The sequence below is a fragment of the Allobosea sp. genome, from assembly GCF_051860145.1.
Classification (GTDB): domain Bacteria; phylum Pseudomonadota; class Alphaproteobacteria; order Rhizobiales; family Beijerinckiaceae; genus Allobosea.
Genome location: NZ_JBHYEM010000008.1, coordinates 47,506 through 65,752 on the forward strand (window position 1 = coordinate 47,506; position 18,247 = coordinate 65,752).

An 18,247-nucleotide genomic window follows, 5' to 3' on the forward strand; every position below is an offset into this window, starting at 1 on the left:
CCCCAGGTCGGTTCCCGAAGCCTCCCGGGAGCGAGGCGCAACCCTCGCCCGCAGGCGCCGCACCCACCCCGCCACACGACATGCCTCCGGATGGCCGCCCCCCGGGGATGGGATGCGGTGGATTATAGGGGAAGTGCAGGAGGCGGGGATAAGTTTGCTGCCTGTCCTCGCTTGGTGCGGAACCACGACAGAACCCCTCTCCTGGAAGGAGAGGGGCAGGGGCGAGGTGCAGGCCGTTGGACCAGTTGCGTGAGCGCCCACGCGGTTGGGTTCAGGCTAACGTTTTCGGTCCGAACACCTCACCCTGCCCTCTCCTTCCAGGAGAGGGTTCCCCGCGCCCTCTCCGTTATGGTCGGGCTTGTCCCGACCATCCACTCCTTCGCGGATGCCCCGGGCGGCCAAAACGTGGATGCTCACCACAAGGGCGAGCATGATGGAAACGGCACGCCAGCCCCGCCCGCGGGCCAGCCTGCGGAAGCTCGACACAGGCGGCAGCGGAGCGCCACGAGACGTAAGGTAGTGTTTCCACACCGTTGAGCTAGGGCGCGGCGCGGGTGACCATCCCCCTTGACTGCTGATGATGCCCCAAGGTTTGCTTGAAGCTGGACAAGCACTAGCCTTAGAATCACTCTAGGGAATCAGGAGGAAAATCGGTGCGTCCGCCAAAAAATAAGTGGCCCGACACCGACGGAAGTCGGGGTGTTCTTATGTTCGCTCAGTTGATGAGTGAAATGCTTGAACCTTCAACGTTTGAGAGCTTTCGTGTCTTTTCGTTAGATACAAATGCCCGCCTTCGAGAAGCCTTACAACAAATTGGCGATGTACGCAGGCAACGCGTACCTAAAGTCACCCTGGATCCGATAATGGAAGAATTAGATTGGTCTTTCACTAAAGACTCGGCCGCGACCTCTCTAGCCTCCCTTGAGATTGGCGCTCTAAAGCGCGTCGCAAAGGATAAAAACACGTCATTGGAGGACTTTAGGTCCCATATACGCCTTGTCCGGAAACTAACATCAGATTCATATAAACGAAAGATAGAAGATCTATTAATAAATATCTTTGATAAACCTAATGAAAAAATTGAACTACGAAAGCTAACAGGATTTTATTGCAGTCATATCGTTAATATTGGGTACTCCAGAAAGCACATATCTGAAACTGTTCAAAGGTACTTCTTTGAGACGGATATCCGGCGAATCGGGCGGGCGACGCTTACGAAGTTTTTTCGAGAGTTTGACGGAAAGGAGAAGAAATTTAACGTACACGCAACCGTGACAAAAGACCTTGGAAAGTACTTAAAAGGACTTGGATTTCAAATAAAAGAAAAAGAGCAGCTTAATCCTGAGCAGTTAATGACCCTATCGCAGAATATAAATTATGCCGACACGCCCTCTGCATTAGAGATTATTGTTGATGAGTACGACCCCCACGGCGCAATGGACTATTGCTACCAAATTCTGAGCGCGCAACGTGCTATTGCATATCTTGACCCGCATGGCATGCATTCGGAGTGGGGCGACACGATGCATGTCACTCGGCTGCGGGCACAATCGGGCGCCGCAGTATCAAAGACTGATCTGTTCGCAAATAGAACTGACGCTCATAAATTCAGGTCAAATAGGCGGGCTAGCATTATCAGCAATTATGCGCAGGGCCTCTTTCGTAATTTTGACCCGCCATCTACTGAGCGCCTCATTAGTTCCATAAGGACAGCCGCGCTAGCAAGGACTTCTCTTAATCCAGAGAACCAAATCATTTCCCTCTGGTCAGCAATTGAGGTGCTACTTAGCGACCCTCAAGGTGAATCTAGAATAGTGCATTATGCTAAACTTATAACTCCGTGCATAGTCCTTCGCCATAATCGCCGGCAGGTAATTGCTATATACGATAATTTACTTATAAATTATCGATACAAACTTAACAAATTACTTCGAAAACTCCCCAATTTCCCGAATATTCATGGGCACACCGCTTTTGCGGAGCTAATGCTTCTTCCCGAACATGCCCAACTTCGTATTGAACTGTGTAGCATTCTAGCGAAAAACCCCCTAGCTCTCCATCGGGTCTGGAAACTACAAGATGATCATAAGGACGTTGATAGTGCATATCGGCACATGTGCGATCATTTTGACCGAGTCAGGTGGCAAATTCATAGAATTTATCGCGCCAGAAATCAACTCGTCCACTCGGGACGAATGCCAAGTTACTTAGAATCATTGATATTAAATCTTGCTGAATACTATAGATCATCAATTACCACGATAGTTGAGCGATCAAAAAGAGAGCGCGAGCGCTCCAATATCGACCAGACTGTCGCTGAAATAGGAATTCGTTATGGCATATTAAGAAGTCACTTTAATATAAAGAATGGCAATAAGCCGTTGGATTTAAAACATGTAGCGATGCTCATGGATGATCGTAACGCTTGGCAATAACGCACCCCCACTTCTCACCACTTGACTCCCCACCCCCCTCCATCCTAACCCCATCGACGGGACACGCCGCCCCAACGCGGCGCGCCCATCTGTAAGGATGGAGAACATCGATGGCGAATACGATTCCGAACGCGCGCCCGCGCGTTCCTAATTTCTCGTCCGGCCCCTGCGCCAAGCGCCCCGGCTGGACCCTCAAAGCCCTGTCTGACGCGGCGCTCGGCCGCTCGCACCGCGCCAAGGTCGGCAAGGACAAGCTCAAGCTTGCCATCGACCTGACCCGTGAGGTGCTGCAGGTGCCGGCCGATTACCGCATCGGCATCGTGCCGGCCTCCGATACCGGCGCCGTCGAGATGGCGCTGTGGTCTTTGTTGGGCGCCCGTGGCGTCGACATGCTGGCCTGGGAGAGCTTTGGCGAGGGCTGGGTCACTGATGTCGCCAAGCAGCTCAAGCTGGCGGATGTCCGCATCTTCAACGCCCCCTATGGCGAATTGCCGAACCTGAAGAAGGTCGATACGAAAAACCGCGACGTCGTCTTCACCTGGAACGGCACGACTTCCGGCGTGCGCGTCGCCGATGCGAGCTGGATCGCCGACGACCGCGAGGGGCTGACCATTTGCGACGCGACCTCGGCCGCCTTCGCCCAGCGCCTCGATTGGCCCAAGCTCGATGTCGTGACCTTCTCCTGGCAAAAAGTGCTCGGCGGCGAGGCGGCGCATGGCATGATCGTGCTCTCGCCGCGCGCGGTCGAGCGGCTGACCACCTACAAGCCGTCCTGGCCGCTGCCGAAGATCTTCCGCATGACCTCGGGCGGCAAGCTTTCCGAAGGCATCTTTGCCGGCGAAACGATCAACACGCCCTCCATGCTCGCGGTCGAGGATTATCTCGATGCGCTGAACTGGGCGAAGAAGGTCGGCGGGTTGGACGGGCTGGTGAAGCGCGCCGACGGCAATGCCCGCGTCATCGCCAAATTCGTGCGCGAGAACGACTGGATCGACTTCCTAGCGGTGAAGCCGAAGACGCGCTCGAACACCAGCGTCTGCCTGAAGTTCACCGACCCGGCGGTGACGGCGCTGCCGGCGGAGGCTCAAGGAGCCTTCGCCAAGCAGGTCGTCTCGATCATCGAGAAGGCCGGCGCCGGCTATGATCTCGGCCATTATCGCGACGCCCCTCCCGGCCTGCGCATCTGGTGCGGCGCGACCGTGCAGTCGCGCGACCTGAAGGCACTGCTGCCCTGGATCGCCTATGCGTTCGCGGAAGCGAAGGCGGGACTGAAGAAGGCGGCGTAACCGCGACGCGCGCCCTCTCCCCTCGGGGGAGAGGGTTGGGGTGAGGGCAGCACGACATCTGTCGCTAGCCCTCCCTTACACGCCAGCGCCCTCGCCCGCCGGCCCTCATCCGTCTCGGCTTCGCCGAGCCACCTTCTCCCCCGAGGGGAGAAGGATATGCGCCTCCCCATTCACGCGCGCGACCGCTTGCGGCGCGCAGCCGGAGCCATCCCCATGACCGCCCCCCGCGTCCTCATTTCCGACGCCCTCTCCCCCGCCGCCGTGCAGATCTTCAAGGATCGCGGCATCGACGTGACCTTCGATCCGAGCCTCGGCAAGGACAAGGACAAGCTCGCCGCGATCATCGGCGAGTATGACGGCCTCGCCATCCGCTCGGCGACCAAGGCCACCGCCAAGCTGCTCGAGGCCGCGTCAAGACTGAAGATCATTGGCCGCGCCGGCATCGGCGTCGACAATGTCGAGATCCCGGCCGCGACCGCCCGCGGCATCATCGTGATGAACACGCCCTTCGGCAATTCGATCACCACCGCCGAGCACGCCATCGCCATGATGTTCGCGCTGGCGCGCCAGATCCCGTCCGCGGATGTCTCGACCCAGGCCGGAAAGTGGGAGAAGAACCGCTTCATGGGCGTCGAGATCACGGCCAAGACGCTCGGCCTGATCGGCTGCGGCAATATCGGCTCGATCGTCGCCGAGCGCGGCATCGGGCTCAAGATGCGCGTCATCGCCTTCGACCCCTATCTCTCAGCCGAACGCGCGGTGCAGCTCGGCGTCGAGAAGGTCGAGCTCGACGAGCTCCTGAAGCGCGCCGATTTCATCACGCTGCACGTGCCGATGACGGCGATGACCAAGAACATCCTCTCGGCCGAGAATCTCGCCAAGACGAAGAAGGGCGTCCGCATCATCAATTGCGCCCGCGGCGGCCTGGTCGACGAACAGGCGCTCGCCGAACTGATCAAGTCCGGCCATGTCGCCGGCGCCGCCTTCGACGTGTTCTCGGAGGAGCCGGCGGAATCGAACCCGCTCTTCGGGCTGGACAACGTCGTCTGCACGCCGCATCTCGGCGCCGCCACCAACGAGGCGCAGGAGAATGTCGCCCTCCAGGTCGCCGAGCAGATGTCGGACTACCTGCTCAAGGGCGCGATCACCAATGCGGTGAACTTCCCCTCGATCTCGGCCGAGGAAGCCCCGCGCATCAAGCCCTTCGTCGACCTGGCGGAGAAGCTCGGCTCGTTCCTCGGCCAGCTCACCGAGGCGCCGGTCAAGGGCATCCGCATCGAGTACCAGGGCGCCGTCGCCCATCTCAACCTGAAGGCGATCTCGGCTGCCGCGATCACCGGCGTGCTGCGACCCTTCCTGCCCGAGATCAACATGGTCAACGCCGCGATGATCGCCAAGGAGAAGGGCATCGTCGTCGAGGAGCTGACACGCGAGGCCGCCGGCAATCTCGAAAGCGTCATCCGCATCGTGGTCGAGGCCGAGGACATGCCGCGCCACGCCTCGGGCACGGTCTTCCAGGACGGCAAGCCGCGCATCGTCGAGATCCGCGACATCCAGGTCGATGCCGAATTCGCGCCGCACATGCTCTATGTCCGCAATGCCGACAAGCCGGGCTTCATCGGCCAGTTCGGCTCGCTGCTCGGCGAGGCCGGCGTCAATGTCGCGACCTTCAATCTCGGCCGCGACAAGCCGGGCGGCGACGCGATCTGCTATGTCGCCGTCGACGAGGCGATCTCGGACGAGCTGCTCGAGAAGATCCACGAGATCCCGATGGTCAAGCGGGCGAGACGGCTGAAGTTCTGAGTGCCAGCTGTTTCAGCGCGTCATCCCGGACAAGCCGCGTAGCGGCGCTGCTCCGGGGATGACGACGTGAGGTTCACGCTGCTTCATGCTATTCTCTCCGCAACGGAGATTTTGCATGCGCATCGTCACCTTCGAGGTCCGTCGCGATGACGAGGCCGGAATCTGGTACGCCAGCTCGACCAGCGATACCGGCATCGTCACGGAAGCTGCCACGATCGAAGCCCTGCGCGATCGGTTGAAGCTCCTCGTGCCGGACTTTCTCGAAACCGAGGAAAAGCTCAGGCTCGACCTCGACATCAAGGTCTCGGACATCGTCCAGGCTGCCTGATGGTCGAGATCGGCCCACGGCTAAAACGCATCCTGCGCAAGGCCGGCTACGAATATCATCGCGCAGCCAAGGGCGACCACGAGATCTGGCGCCATCCAGAGACCAAGGTCCAGGTCTCGATCGATGCGGGGACGAAGTCGCGGCACACTGCCAACGAAATCCTGAAGCAGGCCGGCCTGCCGAAAGCGTTCTGAACCGCCCTACCCGCGCCGCAATCGCCCTCCCCTCTGGCGGCCTGCCACAGGGAATTGTCCATGCCGACCCGCCTCGCCCAAGCCTGCTTCTATTCCGCCGCCCTCGTCCTCCTCGCCGCCTCGCCCGCCTTCGCCGATTGGGACAAGGCAAAACTCGACAGCGAAATCCCGAAGCTCGAGCAGCAGGCGAAGGGCAGGCTCGGCGTCGCGCTGATCGACCTCAAGGACCGCAAGAGCTGGTCACATCGCGGGGCCGAGAGCTTTCCGCTGCAGAGCGTCTTCAAGCTTCCGCTCGCCTTCGCCGTGCTGCAGGCGGTCGAGGCCGGCAAGCTGAAGCTCGACCAGAAGGTCACCGTCACCCGCAAGGACCTCTCGCTCTATCACAGCCCGCTCGCCCGGGCCTTCAAGGGCGAGCGCAACGACTACACGTTGCGCGATCTGATCACCCGCTCGGCCGGCGACAGCGACAACACCGCCGCCGACCTGCTGCTGCGCCTGATCGGCGGACCGCAGGTGTTGACCGCGATGCTCAGGGACGGCGGCATTTCCGGCATCTCGATCGACCGCTACGAGCGCGTCTTCCAGCCCGAGATTTTGGGCCTGCCCGGCTATGGCTGGGACCAGGCGATCGACACCGCCGCTTTCTACAAGGCGATCCGTGCGATTCCCGCAGCCGAGCGGCGCAAGCGGCTCGAGGCGAGCCTCGACGACAAGCGCGACGCGGCGACGCCGGAGGCCTCGATCGCCTTCCTCGAGGCGATGGCCAAGGGCAACTGGCTGCGCGAGCCGGCCCATGCCGCGCTGATCGACAAGATCGCCTCCGAGTCGAAGACCGGGCCGAATCGCGTCAGGGCCGGCCTGCCCAAGGGCGCGGGTTTCGCCCACAAGACGGGGCTGGGGCCGAGCGCCGACGGGCTCAACCACGCCACCAACGATATCGGCATCGTCTCCTTGCCGGACGGGCGCCGCTTCGCCATCGCCGTTTTCCTCAAGGGCGCGCAGGTCGACGAGACGGCGCGCGAGGCGACGCATGCGGCGGTGGCGCGGCTGGCGGTGGAGAGCCTACGGCCCTGATCCGGCGCCTCAACGCGCCTCGATGCTGGCGAGATAGGCCCGCAGCGCCCGCTCGGGCCCATGCCAGGAGGCGCTGCCCTTGCCTTGCAGCTCGGGAGCGTCTTTCCAGCCCGGCTCGATCCCGGTCATGTCGGGGAGCTGATGGGCGATGCCCTTGTGGCAGTCGATGCAGGTCTTCTCCTTCGGGATCAGGTAGCGGCTATGGATATCGGCGGCGCGCCGCGTCTGCTTGGTGAAGTCCATCGCCACGGACGAATGGCAGTTGCGGCATTCGAGCGAGTCGTTCGCCTTCAGCCGCCCCCATTCGTGCTTGGCCAGCTCGAGGCGATGGCCAAGGAATTTCTCGCGCGTCGAGATCGTCCCGAAGATCTTGCCCCAGACCTCCTTCGAGGCCTGCATCTTGCGGGCGATCTTGTCGGTCCAGTTATGGGGCACGTGGCAGTCCGGGCAGCTGGCGCGCACGCCCGAGCGGTTGGAGAAATGCACCGTCTGCTGCAGCTCCTGATAGACGTTGTCGCGCATCTCGTGACAGGTGATGCAGAATTTCTCGGTATTGGTGATCTCCAGCGCCGTGTTGAAGCCGCCCCAGAAGATCACGCCGCAAACGAAGCCGCCGAGCGTCAGGAAACCGAGCGGCAGATAGGCGCTCGGCCGGCTGATCACGGTCCAGAACCGCACCAGCACGGCCCAGCACCAGAGGATGAAGGCTTTGAGCTTGGCCATCACCGCATCCCGCTAGGGCTTCCGCCCGACATCATTGGCGTCCTGGAACTGGTTCGGCACGAGCGGCGGCACGTCCGTCTGCTGGACATGGCAGGCGGTGCAGAAATAGCGCCGCGGCGTGACGTCGGAGAGCACCTGCCCGTCCCGGTCCTGGAAATGCGTGACGCTGATCATCGGCGCTCCGGAGCCTTCGGTGAACTCGCGCTTGTGACAATCCATGCAGCGGTTGGTGTTGACCGTCAGCTGATAGCCGTCGATCGAATGCGGGATGACCGGCGGCTGCTCCGGGTAGTTGCGCATGCGCCTGACGTCGTCGACGACCGGCCGGCCGAGCGCCGGAACCCGCTCCAGCGCCATGGGCTCGGGCGTGCCGGTGAGCCGCGGCACGATCTTCACCGGCGCCCCGTCCTGCGACAGGGCCGCGCCGAAGGCCAGCACGAGGCAGCCCGCGAATACGGCCCCGAGGAGGGTCCGCCAGCGCATCAGACAGAGACCGGCAGGATCTTGACCGCGCATTTCTTGAAATCCGTCTGTTTGGAGATCGGATCGGTGGCGTCCAGCGTCACCTTGTTGATCAGCTGGCTCGCGTCGAACCAGGGCACGAAGATCACGCCCGGCGGCATGCGGTTGCGGCCGCGCGTCTCGACGCGAGTGCGCATCTCTCCGCGCCGCGAAATGATCCTGATCTCGGCGCCCTGGTTCAGCCCGCGGGCACGCGCGTCCTCCGGATGCATGAAGCAGCGCGCGCCGGGGAAGGCCTTGTAGAGCTCCGGCACGCGCATGGTCATCGAGCCCGAATGCCAGTGCTCGAGCACGCGGCCGGTGACCAGCCAGAAATCGTACTCGCCGTCGGGCGATTCCGCCGGTGGCTCATAGGGCACGGCGATGATCCGCGCCTTGCCGTCGGGATTGCCGTAGAACTCGACGCCCTTGCCGGGCTTCACGTAAGGGTCGAGCCCCTCGCGATAGCGCCAGAGCGTCTCCTTGCCGTCGACCACCGGCCAGCGCAGCCCGCGGACCTGGTGATAGGTGTCGTAGGGCGCCAGATCATGGCCATGGCCGCGCCCGAACGAGGCATATTCCTCGAACAGCCCCTTCTGGACATAGAAGCCGAAATGCTTGGCCTCGACATTGTCGTAGCCGGCATCGATCTCGCTCAGGTCGAAGCGGTCGACATGGCCGTTGCGGTAGAGCACGTCGAACAGGGTCTTGCCGCGGAAATTGGGATTGGCGGCGAGGAGCTCCGCCGGCCAGACCTCGTCGGTGGTGAAGCGCTTCGAGAACTCCATCATTTGCCAGAGGTCAGAGCGGGCCTCGCCCGGCGCCTGCACGAGCTGGTGCCAGACATGGGTGCGGCGCTCGGCATTGCCGTAGGCGCCTTCCTTCTCGACCCACATCGCGGCGGGCAGGATGAGATCGGCCGCCACCGCGGTGACGGTCGGATAGGCGTCGGAGACGACGATGAAATTCTCCGGGTTGCGATAGCCCGGATAGGCCTCGCCGGTGTTGTTGGGCGAGGCCTGCAGGTTGTTGTTGACCTGGATCCAGTAGAAATTGAGCTTGCCGTCCTTGAGCATGCGGTCCTGCTCGACGGCATGGTAGCCCGGCTTCTCCGGGATGATGCCGTGGGGGATGCGCCAGATCTCCTCGGCATGCTTGCGGTGCTCGGGATTGGTCACCGTCATGTCCGCCGGCAGGCGGTGCGTGAAGGTGCCGACCTCGCGCGCCGTGCCGCAGGCGGAGGGCTGGCCGGTCAGCGAGAACGGGCTGTTGCCGGGCTCGGAGATTTTCCCGGTCAGCAGGTGCAGGTTGTAGACCATCTGGTTGGCCCAGACGCCGCGCACATGCTGGTTGAAGCCCATCGTCCAGAGCGAGACGACCTTGCGCTTGGGATCGGCATAGAGCTCGGCGAGCTGCTGCAGGAAGCCCCTCTCGACCCCGGTCAGGGCCGAGACCTTCTCCAGCGTGTAGTCCTTCACGAAGGCGGCGAAGGCCTCGAAATCGATCGGCGTCGTCGCCGCCGGATCGGCCGCCTTCTTCGCCGCGACCTCGCGCGGATCGTCGGGCCGCAAACCGTAGCCGATCTCGGTCGCCCCCTTCACGAAGGTGGTGTGCTTGTCGACGAAATCCTTGTTCACCCGCCCCGTCGAGATGATGTGGTTGGCGATGTAGTTCAGGATCGCCAGGTCCGTGCCCGGCTTGAACACGATCGGGATGTCGGCGAGATCCGAGCTGCGATGCGTGAAGGTCGAGAGCACCGCGACCTTGACATGCGGATGCCCGAGCCGCCGGTCCGCCACCCGCGTCCACAGGATCGGGTGCATCTCGGCCATGTTCGAGCCCCAGAGCACGAAGGCGTCGGTGGCCTCGAAATCGTCATAGCAGCCCATCGGCTCGTCCATGCCGAAGGTCCGCATGAAGGCATAGGCGGCCGAGGCCATGCAGTGGCGGGCGTTCGGATCGAGATTGTTCGAGCGGAAGCCGGCGCGCATCAGCTTGGTCGCGGCATAGCCCTCGAAGATCGTCCATTGGCCGGAGCCGAACATGCCGAGCGCGGTCGGCCCCTTCTCCTTCAGGACGCGCTTGGCCTGCGCGGCCATGGTGTCGAAGGCCTCGGCCCAGGAGACGGGCGTGAACTCGCCGTCCTTGGCATAGGCGCCGTTCTTCTTGCGCAGCAAAGGCTGGGTCAGCCGGTCGGCGCCATACATGATCTTGGAAAGGAAATAGCCCTTGACGCAGTTCAGGCCGCGATTGACCTCGGCCTTCATGTCGCCATGGGTCGCGATCACCCGGCCCTCCTTGACGCCGACCATGACGCCGCAGCCGGTGCCGCAGAACCGGCACGGCGCCTTCGACCAGGAGATCTTCAGCGCATCGACGCCCCCAGTGACAGGCTGCGCCGCCGCCTCCCCGCCGATATTGGCCGCCAGCGCGGCAATTCCCGCCGCCTGAGCCTTGAGCATCTCGCGACGGGACAGCGTCATCTCTCGTCTCCGGGGTCGTCGAGGGGTTCGATCTGCTCGAACACCATGTTGGCCGAGAACACGCCGTCCATCAGCGCGATGGTCGTGAGCCGGCTTCCGATCTCGCCGCTGCTCTCGCCTTCCATGACCGCGACGATCTTGGTGTGCTCGACCGCGCGGACCTCGGTGCCCGGCAGCAAGGCGATCTGGCGCGCGATCTCGGCGCAGCGCTCCGGCCGGGCCGTGACGACCGCGCTCGAAATATGGAAGAAGCGCTGCGGACGCGGCGGCGCGGCGCCGGGTTGCCCTCCGGCACCGCCGGTCAGGAACTCACGTCTGTCGATCTCGCGCTTGACGGTTCGCATCGCCGGCCCTCAACGCGGTGGGCCTGGCGGGCCGAGGAGCAATTGCGACATCCAGATCAGGAAGCCGAAGCCGCCGACGATCCCGACGGCGATGACCGGCCAGATCAGGACGGCAAGTGTGACGAACGCGACGATTTCCTCACGTTTGCTCGGCGGCTCCGCCACAAGATCCGTATTGAACTCGTCCGACATCAAGACGGCTCCCGATCAAGGGTTCAACCGATGTGCGAGTCTGCTTTATTTTATCTATTCTAACGAGAGTAAGACGCCGGCGTGGCACTGTCCAGCCGTTCGACATCGCTGCCGTTCGTCGTGCTGGTCTCAGCGAAGCTTCCGCTCGGCGATCCAGATGCCGCCGAGCACCAGCACCAGCGCCAGGCCATGATAGAGCGCGAGCTGCTCGCCGATGATCAGCACGGCGAGCAGCGGCGCGAAGACCGGCACGAGATTGACGAAGACGCCCGCCCGCCCCGGCCCGATCAGCTCGACCGCGCGCATGAAGAAGAGCTGCGAGAGCAGCGACGGCCCGATCACGACGAAGGCCAGGATCAGCCAGCCCTTGGCCGTCGGCCAGATGATGCTGCCGCTCCAGATCTCGAGCCCCAGCAGCGGCAGCGAGACGATGCAGGCGACGATCGCCATCGCGGTGAAGAAGACCAGCCCGGGAACCGCCGGCCGGTTGCGGATGCCGACCGTGAAGCCGGCATAGAAAACGCAGCCGATGATCATCCAGATATCGCCCGGCACGAAGCTGAAATTGGCCAAGGTGGCGACATCGCCGCGGCTCGCCGTGACCAGCACGCCGAGGATGGTGACCGCGACGCCGAGCGCCTGCATCCAGCCGATCGGCGTGCGATAGATGAGGAAGGCGCCGATCAGCACATAGACCGGGATCGAGCCCTGAAGGATGCCGATATTGATCGCAGTGGTCGAATAGGCCGCCAGATACATCAGCGCGTTGAAGGCGGTGAAGCCGAGCGCGCCCAGCAGGATGATCCGCCAGCGATGCGCCAGCAGCACCGGCGCGTATTGCCTGAGCTCGCGCCGCAGCAGAAAAGGCAGCAGCGCGCAGACGAAGACCCAGCGCAGCGAGGTCAGCGCCATCGGCGAGATATGCCCGACGGCCATGCGGCTGGCGACGGCATTGCCGCCCCACATCAGGGTCGTCAGGATCAGCAGCAGATAGGCATTGGCCCAGGCTCGCTGTGGCAGGGACATGGCTGGGGACAAGGTTGCGGCCTGTGCGGGAGGGAGTGCGCCTCAATAGCCTTGCACGCGCCTCATATCCTATGAGATGAGGCGCAAGGCTGCCCGTCGCCCGACGCATCCCTCCCGGAAGCTCGCCCATGCTGCATGTCTCGAAGCCCCTGCGCCTGCTCGTCGTCGACGGCAACACCCGCGAGCAGCGCGAGAGCCACGCCGCCGGCTACGGCTCGCAGCCGGGAGAGGCCTATGCCGAGGTGGTGCGCGCCATCGCCCCCGACGCCATCACCGATATCTGCCTGCCGGCCGATGCCGGCACGAACCTGCCGGACGGGGCGGGCCTCGCCTCCTATGACGGCATCTTCCTGACCGGCTCGGCCCTGCATATCTACCATCTCGAGCCGGAGGTGACGCGGCAGATCGAGCTGATGCGCGCGATCTATGCCAGCGGCACGCCCTGCTTCGGCTCGTGCTGGGGCGTCCAGGTCGGCGCGGTCGCGGCCGGCGGCACCGTCGTCGCCAATCCCAGGGGCCGTGAGGTCGGCTTCGCCCGCAGGATCACGCTGACCGATGCCGGGCGCTCGCACCCGCTTCTCGCCGGCCGCCCGCTCTCCTTCGACGCGCCGGCGATCCATCTCGACACGATCGCGTTGCCGCCGGCCGATACCACGGTGCTCGCCTCGAATGCCTACAGCACCGTCCACGCCGCCGAATTCCGCCATGACGGCGGCACCTTCTGGGGCGTGCAGTATCATCCCGAATTCCCGCTCGGGCAGGTCGCCTCGATCCTCGGGCGCATGACCACGATCCTGGTCGCCGAGGGCTTCCGGCGCGACGAGGCCGCCGTCGAGAGCTGGCTCGCCGAGATCCGCGCGCTCGACGCCGACCCCGCCCGCCACGACCTCGCCTGGGCCCATGGGCTCGACGAGGAGGTTCTGGACGAGGAGCGCCGCGTCCTCGAATTGCGCAATTTCATCGCGGCCCGCGTCAAGCCGCATGTGAGCCTGCGCGGCCGCGCCTGAAACTGTCCGGTTTCTGCATTCCGGCCCAATTCCGCCTTGGCCGCGCCGAATTCCGCCACGTCAATCCGCCGGTCTTGATTTGCCGGGGGAATGCCTGATGAAAAGCCGACTTGCCGCCGCCCTGATCTTCGCGCCCGGACTCGCCAGCGCCAGCGAGATCGAACTGCCGACGCGCATCGACCGCGTCACCGTCTATCCCGACGGCGCCGTGGTCACCCGCCTCGGCAAGGCCGAGCTGATGCAGGGCGCCTCCCAGATCGTGCTGCGCGGGCTCCCCGCGGCGGTCGATCCGGCCTCGATCCGCGTCGAGGGCAAGGGTAGCGGCGCGCTTGCGATCGGGGCGGTCGATGTCCGGCTGACGCCCGGCGACGCGAAGCAAGGGCTCGATGCCGTGGTCGAGGCCAAGCTCAAGACCCTGCGCGACCAGAAGGCCATGCTCGACGGCCAGATCGGCGCGATCGAAGCCAAGCGCGCCACGATCGAACGCTTCGCCCAGACCGGCCCCGACAAGCTCGGGCCCGATGGCAAGGCCTTGCCGATCAGCGACTGGCCGGCCGTGTTCGACGCGATCGGCACGGCGCTGGTCAAGGTCAATGACGAGCTGCGCGGCCTGCGCAACAAGATTGCCGATCTCACGGCCGAGATCGAATCCCTGGAGCGGACCCGCCTGCCGGCCGGGCGCGGCAGCCCGCCCAAGCGCGACGTCGCCATCGCGGTCGAGGCGCAGGCGCCGCTCGCCGCGGAATTCGCCGTGAGCTATCGCGTCACCGGCGCGAACTGGCTGCCGAGCTACGAGGCCAGGCTGGCGACCGGCAGCACCGCCGCGAAACCCGAAATCGTCTTCATCCGCCGCGCCGAACTGCGCCAGCGCACCGGCGAGGACTGGAGCGATGTCACGGTGACGCTCTCGACAACGCGCTCTGCCGGCGGCACGCGGGCGCCGGAGCTGACGCCCGTCCAGGTCGCCTTCTTCGAACCGCCGAGCGTCTATGAGAGCCGCCCGCGGCTCGGCGCCGCGCCGTCGCCCATGGCCGCAGCGAGAGCCAAGGCCGAGGCCGAGATGCAGGCCGACACGGCGCGCAGGATTCCCGAACCGCGGCCGGCCGAGGTCCAGACGGCACAGCTCGAGGCCGGCACCTATCAGGCCAGCTTCACCGTGCCCGGCCGTGTCTCGGTGCCGCAGAACGGCGCCTCCAAGGCTGTCGTCCTGTCGCAGGGCACGGTCAGCCCGACGCTCTCGGCCCGCGTCACGCCCGAGCTGGAGCAGAAAGCCTATCTCGAGGCCGTCTTCAACCATGAGGACGAGGCGCCGCTTCTGCCCGGCGAGGTCTTCCTGCATCGCGACGGCGCCTATATCGGGCGCGGCCGCCTGGCGCTGGTCGCGCCCGGCGACAAGGTCGAGCTCGGCTTCGGCGCCGACGACAAGCTCAAGATCAGCCGCGTGCCGGTGCGCCGGCGCGAGAGCGAGCCGAGCTGGGTCGGCCAGACCCGCACCGACCTGCGCGAGTTCAGGACGGTGGTGAAGAGCCTGCACGCCCAGTCGGTCAACGTCACCGTGACCGACCGGGTGCCCTTCTCCGAGAATGCCGCAATCACGGTCGAGATGCTGCCGCAGACCACCCCGCCGACCGAGAAGCAGCCCGGCGGCAAGCGCGGCGTCTCGGCCTGGACCTTCGATCTCGCGCCCGGAGCCGAGAAGGAGATCAAGCTCGCCTACCGGATCAAATGGCCGGGCGACCGCGAGCTGAATTACGAGCAGCAGCCGCTGCATTAGAGCGTGCTGTGATCTGACGGGATTGGAACTCCGTCATCCCGGACAAGCCGCGTCAGCGGCGCAGTTCCGGGATCCATCGTAAGGCTCCGGTGCTCTATGATGGATCCCGGAGCTACGCTTCGCTGCGTCCGGGATGACGCGCGTTTCGATTTGAAGACGGCATGCATTGGCAGCGACCGGAACCGTCATTGCGAGCGCAGCGAAGCAATCCAGCCTCGCGCGCTCTGCCCTGGATTGCTTCGTCGGCTATGCCTCCTCGCAATAACGAGGCGCGACTCAGCCGGCCATGGCGAGCTCGGCGCCACGGCCGAGCCGGGTCATCCAGTCGACATAGTTCGGCTGCGCCCTGAGCTGATGGGCGTAATGCCGGCCGAGCGCCGCGCTGAGCCGGCCGCCGCGGCCGAGCTGCGCATCGGCAAAGCCGATCATCACCGAATTCGGCCAGGCCTGCGGGCGAATCTCGCGCAGGCGCTCGAACAGCCGGTCGTCATCTTCATCGGCATGCACCTGCGCGATCAGCGTCAGCATCGCCGCGGTCGAGCGCGAGATGCCCATATGGCAATGCACCAACAGATGGCCCTGCTGCCGCTGCAGCGCCGAATCGCGCAGGCCTGAGCCGAAGGCGAGGATGGCGGCGACATGCTCCTGCGTCGGATGCACGCGGCCGGGTTGGGGCGCGATGATATCGTGGAAGCGCAGCGTCACGCGCTCATGCGCGTCATAGGCGACGAAGGATTCGAGCTCCGGCCAGTCGGGATCGAGCAAGGACAGGACATGGCTGACCCTGCGCCCGCTTTGGGCCGGCAATTCCTCGATCCCGCAAATGGTGAGCGTCGAGATGGCGATGGGCTGCATGCGGAACCTCGCTGGTGCTGACGGCGCGCAGTAGCGCCGCCGGCGCTACGCCACAAGCGCCAATGCCGCCGGGCCGCCCGCCTTTCAGCGCCGCACCGCATAGCGCAGCCACTGGATGCCGTCGCCCAGCGTCTTCGCCTCGGCAAGCGCCAAATCGCTGCGCGCGCCCTCCGCGAAGAGCCGGCCGCCGGCGCCGAGCGCGACCGGATAGACCATCAGGTTATAGGCATCAACGAGTCCGACGCGCTGCAGGCCATGGACGAGCTTCAGGCTGCCATAGACCAGGATGTCGCCGCCGGGCTGGCGCTTCAATTCCGCAATCGCGGCCAGCGCGTCGCCGCCGAGGATCGTCGTATTGGCCCAGTCGGCCTTGGTCAGCGTAGTCGAGGCGACATGCTTCGGCAGCGCATTGATCCGGCCCGCGAAGGGACCGTCCGTGACCAGCGGCCAGACCGCCGCGAAGGCCTCGTAGGTGTTGCGCCCGAGCAGGAACGCATCGGCGGCCAGGAGCTCCTCGAGCTTGAGCCGATCTCCCTCCGGTCCGCGCGAGAACGGGCCCGTCCAGTCGCCGAGGCCGGAGCCCTCCATCCCGACCGGATCCTCGATCACTCCGTCGAGCGAGATATATTGCGTGACGACAAGCTTCCTCGGCATGGTTTTCTCCTGGGCAGGACGGCGGGATCAGCCCCGCTCTGCCTTCACGTCGAGCGGCGCGGCGCGGAATCGACAGGCCCGGTGGATTTTATTGAAGGCCCGCACGCAGCCGTCATCGGCTCGGCCGGCGAAGCCCAATCTTGACCTCGCCGCATTGTTGGCCCATGAGGGCTTGCAAGGACCTGCCCCGAAACCCCGGCCTTGCGCCGGGGTTTTTCATGTGCGCGGCGCTTGCGCGAGACACGCAGGAAAGCGAAGCGATGGCGAATGTGGTGGTGGTCGGCGCCCAGTGGGGCGACGAGGGCAAGGGCAAGATCGTCGACTGGCTGTCGAGCCAGGCCGACGTGGTGGTGCGCTTCCAGGGCGGCCATAATGCCGGCCATACGCTCGTCATCGACGGCGTCGTCTACAAGCTCTCGCTGCTGCCCTCGGGCATCGTGCGCCCCGGCAAGCTCTCGGTCATCGGCAATGGCGTCGTCGTCGATCCCTGGCACCTCGTCGAGGAGATCGAGCGGCTGCGCGCCCAGGGCGTCGCGATCAGCCCTGAGAACCTGCGCATCGCCGACAACGCCACCCTGATCCTGCCGCTGCATCGCGAGCTCGACCATTTCCGCGAGACCAGCAATGCCGGCCTGAAGATCGGCACGACCAAGCGCGGCATCGGCCCCGCCTATGAGGACAAGGTCGGCCGCCGGGCGATTCGCGTCATCGACCTCAAGGATCCCGCGATCCTCAAGGCCAAGATCGAGCGGCTGCTGGCGCATCACAACGCGCTGCGCCGCGGGCTCGGCATCGGCGAGGTCGACGGGGCCGAATTGCTCGACCAGCTCACCAAGGTCGCGGCCGAGGTCCTGCCCTATGCCGACACGGTCTGGGCGCTGCTCGACACTGAGCGCCGCGCCGGCAAGCGCATCCTGTTCGAGGGCGCGCAAGGCGCGCTGCTCGATGTCGACCACGGCACCTATCCCTTCGTGACCTCCTCCAACATCGTCGCCGGCCAGGCCGCGACCGGCTCGGGCCTCGGCCCCTCGGCGGTCGGCTACGTGCTCGGCATCGCCAAGGCCTATACGACCCGCGTCGGCGAAGGCCCCTTCCCGACCGAGCTCTTCGACGAGATCGGCGAGCTGATCGGCCAGAAGGGCAAGGAATTCGGCGTCGTCACCGGCAGGAAGCGCCGCTGCGGCTGGTTCGACGCCTGCCTGGTGCGCCAGACCGTGAAGACCTCCGGCATCGACGGCATCGCGCTGACCAAGCTCGACATCCTCGACGGCTTCAAGGAGATCAAGGTCTGCACCGGCTACCGCCTCGACGGCGCCGTGCTCGAGCATCTTCCGGCCGGCCAGAGCGACCAGGCCCGGGTCGAGCCGATCTACGAGGTGATCGAGGGCTGGGAGGGCTCGACCGCGAATGCCCGCTCCTGGGCCGACCTGCCGGCGCAGGCGATCAAATATGTCCGCCGCATCGAGGAACTGATCGGCGCCACCGTCGCCGTGCTCTCGACCAGCCCCGAGCGCGACGACACAATCCTGGTCCACAACCCCTTCGAGGGTTGACGCTGCGGCCCAAGA

The 18,247-nt window shown here is 64.7% G+C and carries 17 protein-coding genes; 9 read left to right on the forward strand and 8 right to left on the reverse strand.

The features are described from left to right. The first annotated feature begins 653 nt into the window (after positions 1-653). The 6 genes from ACTIF2_RS15155 to bla all read left to right on the forward strand — a co-directional run bounded on the left by ACTIF2_RS15155 (position 654) and on the right by bla (position 7,120). Positions 654-2,435 (forward strand): hypothetical protein, encoded by a 1,782-nt coding sequence (locus ACTIF2_RS15155; protein ID WP_439497919.1) that lies wholly within the window; start codon positions 654-656, stop codon positions 2,433-2,435. Between the two features lie 110 nt (positions 2,436-2,545). Further along, complete coding sequence (locus ACTIF2_RS15160; protein ID WP_439497920.1) at positions 2,546-3,721, forward strand: phosphoserine transaminase; 1,176 nt, start codon at positions 2,546-2,548, stop codon at positions 3,719-3,721. 213 nt (positions 3,722-3,934) lie between these two features. Further along, a complete protein-coding gene (gene serA / locus ACTIF2_RS15165; protein WP_439497921.1) occupies positions 3,935-5,524 on the forward strand; it encodes a phosphoglycerate dehydrogenase in 1,590 nt (529 codons plus the stop codon). A gap of 115 nt (positions 5,525-5,639) precedes the next feature. Beyond that, on the forward strand, positions 5,640-5,852 hold the full coding sequence (locus tag ACTIF2_RS15170; protein WP_439497922.1) for a DUF1902 domain-containing protein: 213 nt from the start codon (positions 5,640-5,642) through the stop codon (positions 5,850-5,852). Beyond that, complete coding sequence (locus tag ACTIF2_RS15175; RefSeq protein WP_439497923.1) at positions 5,852-6,046, forward strand: type II toxin-antitoxin system HicA family toxin; 195 nt, start codon at positions 5,852-5,854, stop codon at positions 6,044-6,046. Before ACTIF2_RS15170 ends, ACTIF2_RS15175 begins: the two co-directional genes overlap by 1 nt. Positions 6,047-6,106: 60 nt before the next feature. Continuing rightward, positions 6,107-7,120, forward strand: coding sequence for a class A beta-lactamase (gene bla, locus ACTIF2_RS15180; RefSeq protein ID WP_439497924.1), 1,014 nt, complete (start codon positions 6,107-6,109; stop codon positions 7,118-7,120). A 9-nt stretch (positions 7,121-7,129) separates the two neighbouring features. On the opposite strand, the gene ACTIF2_RS15185 is transcribed toward bla, so the two are convergent. The 6 genes from ACTIF2_RS15185 to ACTIF2_RS15210 form a co-directional block, all read right to left on the reverse strand. Next, the gene (locus ACTIF2_RS15185; RefSeq protein WP_439497925.1) at positions 7,130-7,843 is read right to left on the reverse strand and encodes a cytochrome c3 family protein; all 714 of its coding nucleotides are present in this window, start codon (positions 7,841-7,843) and stop codon (positions 7,130-7,132) included. A 12-nt stretch (positions 7,844-7,855) separates the two neighbouring features. Next, complete coding sequence (locus ACTIF2_RS15190; RefSeq protein ID WP_439497926.1) at positions 7,856-8,359, reverse strand: nitrate reductase cytochrome c-type subunit; 504 nt, start codon at positions 8,357-8,359, stop codon at positions 7,856-7,858. After that, a complete protein-coding gene (gene napA / locus ACTIF2_RS15195; protein WP_439497927.1) occupies positions 8,326-10,827 on the reverse strand; it encodes a periplasmic nitrate reductase subunit alpha in 2,502 nt (833 codons plus the stop codon). The genes ACTIF2_RS15190 and napA overlap by 34 nt, the downstream gene beginning before the upstream one ends. Beyond that, positions 10,824-11,171, reverse strand: coding sequence for a chaperone NapD (locus ACTIF2_RS15200; protein ID WP_439497928.1), 348 nt, complete (start codon positions 11,169-11,171; stop codon positions 10,824-10,826). Before ACTIF2_RS15200 ends, napA begins: the two co-directional genes overlap by 4 nt. Before the next feature lie 9 nt (positions 11,172-11,180). Continuing rightward, complete coding sequence (gene napE, locus ACTIF2_RS15205; RefSeq protein ID WP_439497929.1) at positions 11,181-11,363, reverse strand: periplasmic nitrate reductase, NapE protein; 183 nt, start codon at positions 11,361-11,363, stop codon at positions 11,181-11,183. 129 nt (positions 11,364-11,492) lie between these two features. Then, complete coding sequence (locus tag ACTIF2_RS15210) at positions 11,493-12,389, reverse strand: DMT family transporter (RefSeq protein WP_439497930.1); 897 nt, start codon at positions 12,387-12,389, stop codon at positions 11,493-11,495. A gap of 128 nt (positions 12,390-12,517) precedes the next feature. Between ACTIF2_RS15210 and ACTIF2_RS15215 the strand changes: the two genes are divergently transcribed. Both ACTIF2_RS15215 and ACTIF2_RS15220 read left to right on the forward strand, forming a co-directional pair. Further along, a complete protein-coding gene (locus ACTIF2_RS15215; RefSeq protein ID WP_439497931.1) occupies positions 12,518-13,396 on the forward strand; it encodes a type 1 glutamine amidotransferase in 879 nt (292 codons plus the stop codon). Positions 13,397-13,493: 97 nt separating this feature from the next. Beyond that, positions 13,494-15,170, forward strand: coding sequence for a mucoidy inhibitor MuiA family protein (locus ACTIF2_RS15220; RefSeq protein WP_439497932.1), 1,677 nt, complete (start codon positions 13,494-13,496; stop codon positions 15,168-15,170). 276 nt (positions 15,171-15,446) lie between these two features. Here ACTIF2_RS15220 and ACTIF2_RS15225 read toward each other — a convergent pair whose 3' ends face one another. Continuing rightward, on the reverse strand, positions 15,447-16,025 hold the full coding sequence (locus ACTIF2_RS15225) for a tyrosine phosphatase family protein (RefSeq protein WP_439497933.1): 579 nt from the start codon (positions 16,023-16,025) through the stop codon (positions 15,447-15,449). An 84-nt stretch (positions 16,026-16,109) separates the two neighbouring features. Then, positions 16,110-16,679: a dihydrofolate reductase family protein gene (locus ACTIF2_RS15230; RefSeq protein ID WP_439497934.1), complete on the reverse strand. Its 570-nt coding sequence runs from the start codon at positions 16,677-16,679 to the stop codon at positions 16,110-16,112. Between the two features lie 260 nt (positions 16,680-16,939). Between ACTIF2_RS15230 and ACTIF2_RS15235 the strand changes: the two genes are divergently transcribed. Then, a complete protein-coding gene (locus ACTIF2_RS15235) occupies positions 16,940-18,232 on the forward strand; it encodes an adenylosuccinate synthase (protein WP_439497935.1) in 1,293 nt (430 codons plus the stop codon). The last annotated feature ends 15 nt before the right edge of the window (positions 18,233-18,247 follow it).

Bases quoted from the DNA above. Each gene is read 5' to 3' on its own strand.
- ACTIF2_RS15170 (WP_439497922.1), top strand. From the start codon at position 5,640: ATGCGCATCGTCACCTTCGAGGTCCGTCGCGATGACGAGGCCGGAATC.
- ACTIF2_RS15210 (WP_439497930.1), bottom strand. From the start codon at position 12,389: ATGTCCCTGCCACAGCGAGCCTGGGCCAATGCCTATCTGCTGCTGATC.
- ACTIF2_RS15235 (WP_439497935.1), top strand. From the start codon at position 16,940: ATGGCGAATGTGGTGGTGGTCGGCGCCCAGTGGGGCGACGAGGGCAAG.
- ACTIF2_RS15200 (WP_439497928.1), bottom strand. From the start codon at position 11,171: ATGCGAACCGTCAAGCGCGAGATCGACAGACGTGAGTTCCTGACCGGC.
- ACTIF2_RS15225 (WP_439497933.1), bottom strand. From the start codon at position 16,025: ATGCAGCCCATCGCCATCTCGACGCTCACCATTTGCGGGATCGAGGAA.
- ACTIF2_RS15190 (WP_439497926.1), bottom strand. From the start codon at position 8,359: ATGCGCGGTCAAGATCCTGCCGGTCTCTGTCTGATGCGCTGGCGGACC.
- ACTIF2_RS15220 (WP_439497932.1), top strand. From the start codon at position 13,494: ATGAAAAGCCGACTTGCCGCCGCCCTGATCTTCGCGCCCGGACTCGCC.
- ACTIF2_RS15160 (WP_439497920.1), top strand. From the start codon at position 2,546: ATGGCGAATACGATTCCGAACGCGCGCCCGCGCGTTCCTAATTTCTCG.
- ACTIF2_RS15230 (WP_439497934.1), bottom strand. From the start codon at position 16,679: ATGCCGAGGAAGCTTGTCGTCACGCAATATATCTCGCTCGACGGAGTG.
- ACTIF2_RS15175 (WP_439497923.1), top strand. From the start codon at position 5,852: ATGGTCGAGATCGGCCCACGGCTAAAACGCATCCTGCGCAAGGCCGGC.
- serA (WP_439497921.1), top strand. From the start codon at position 3,935: ATGACCGCCCCCCGCGTCCTCATTTCCGACGCCCTCTCCCCCGCCGCC.
- ACTIF2_RS15215 (WP_439497931.1), top strand. From the start codon at position 12,518: ATGCTGCATGTCTCGAAGCCCCTGCGCCTGCTCGTCGTCGACGGCAAC.
- napA (WP_439497927.1), bottom strand. From the start codon at position 10,827: ATGACGCTGTCCCGTCGCGAGATGCTCAAGGCTCAGGCGGCGGGAATT.
- ACTIF2_RS15185 (WP_439497925.1), bottom strand. From the start codon at position 7,843: ATGGCCAAGCTCAAAGCCTTCATCCTCTGGTGCTGGGCCGTGCTGGTG.
- bla (WP_439497924.1), top strand. From the start codon at position 6,107: ATGCCGACCCGCCTCGCCCAAGCCTGCTTCTATTCCGCCGCCCTCGTC.
- napE (WP_439497929.1), bottom strand. From the start codon at position 11,363: ATGTCGGACGAGTTCAATACGGATCTTGTGGCGGAGCCGCCGAGCAAA.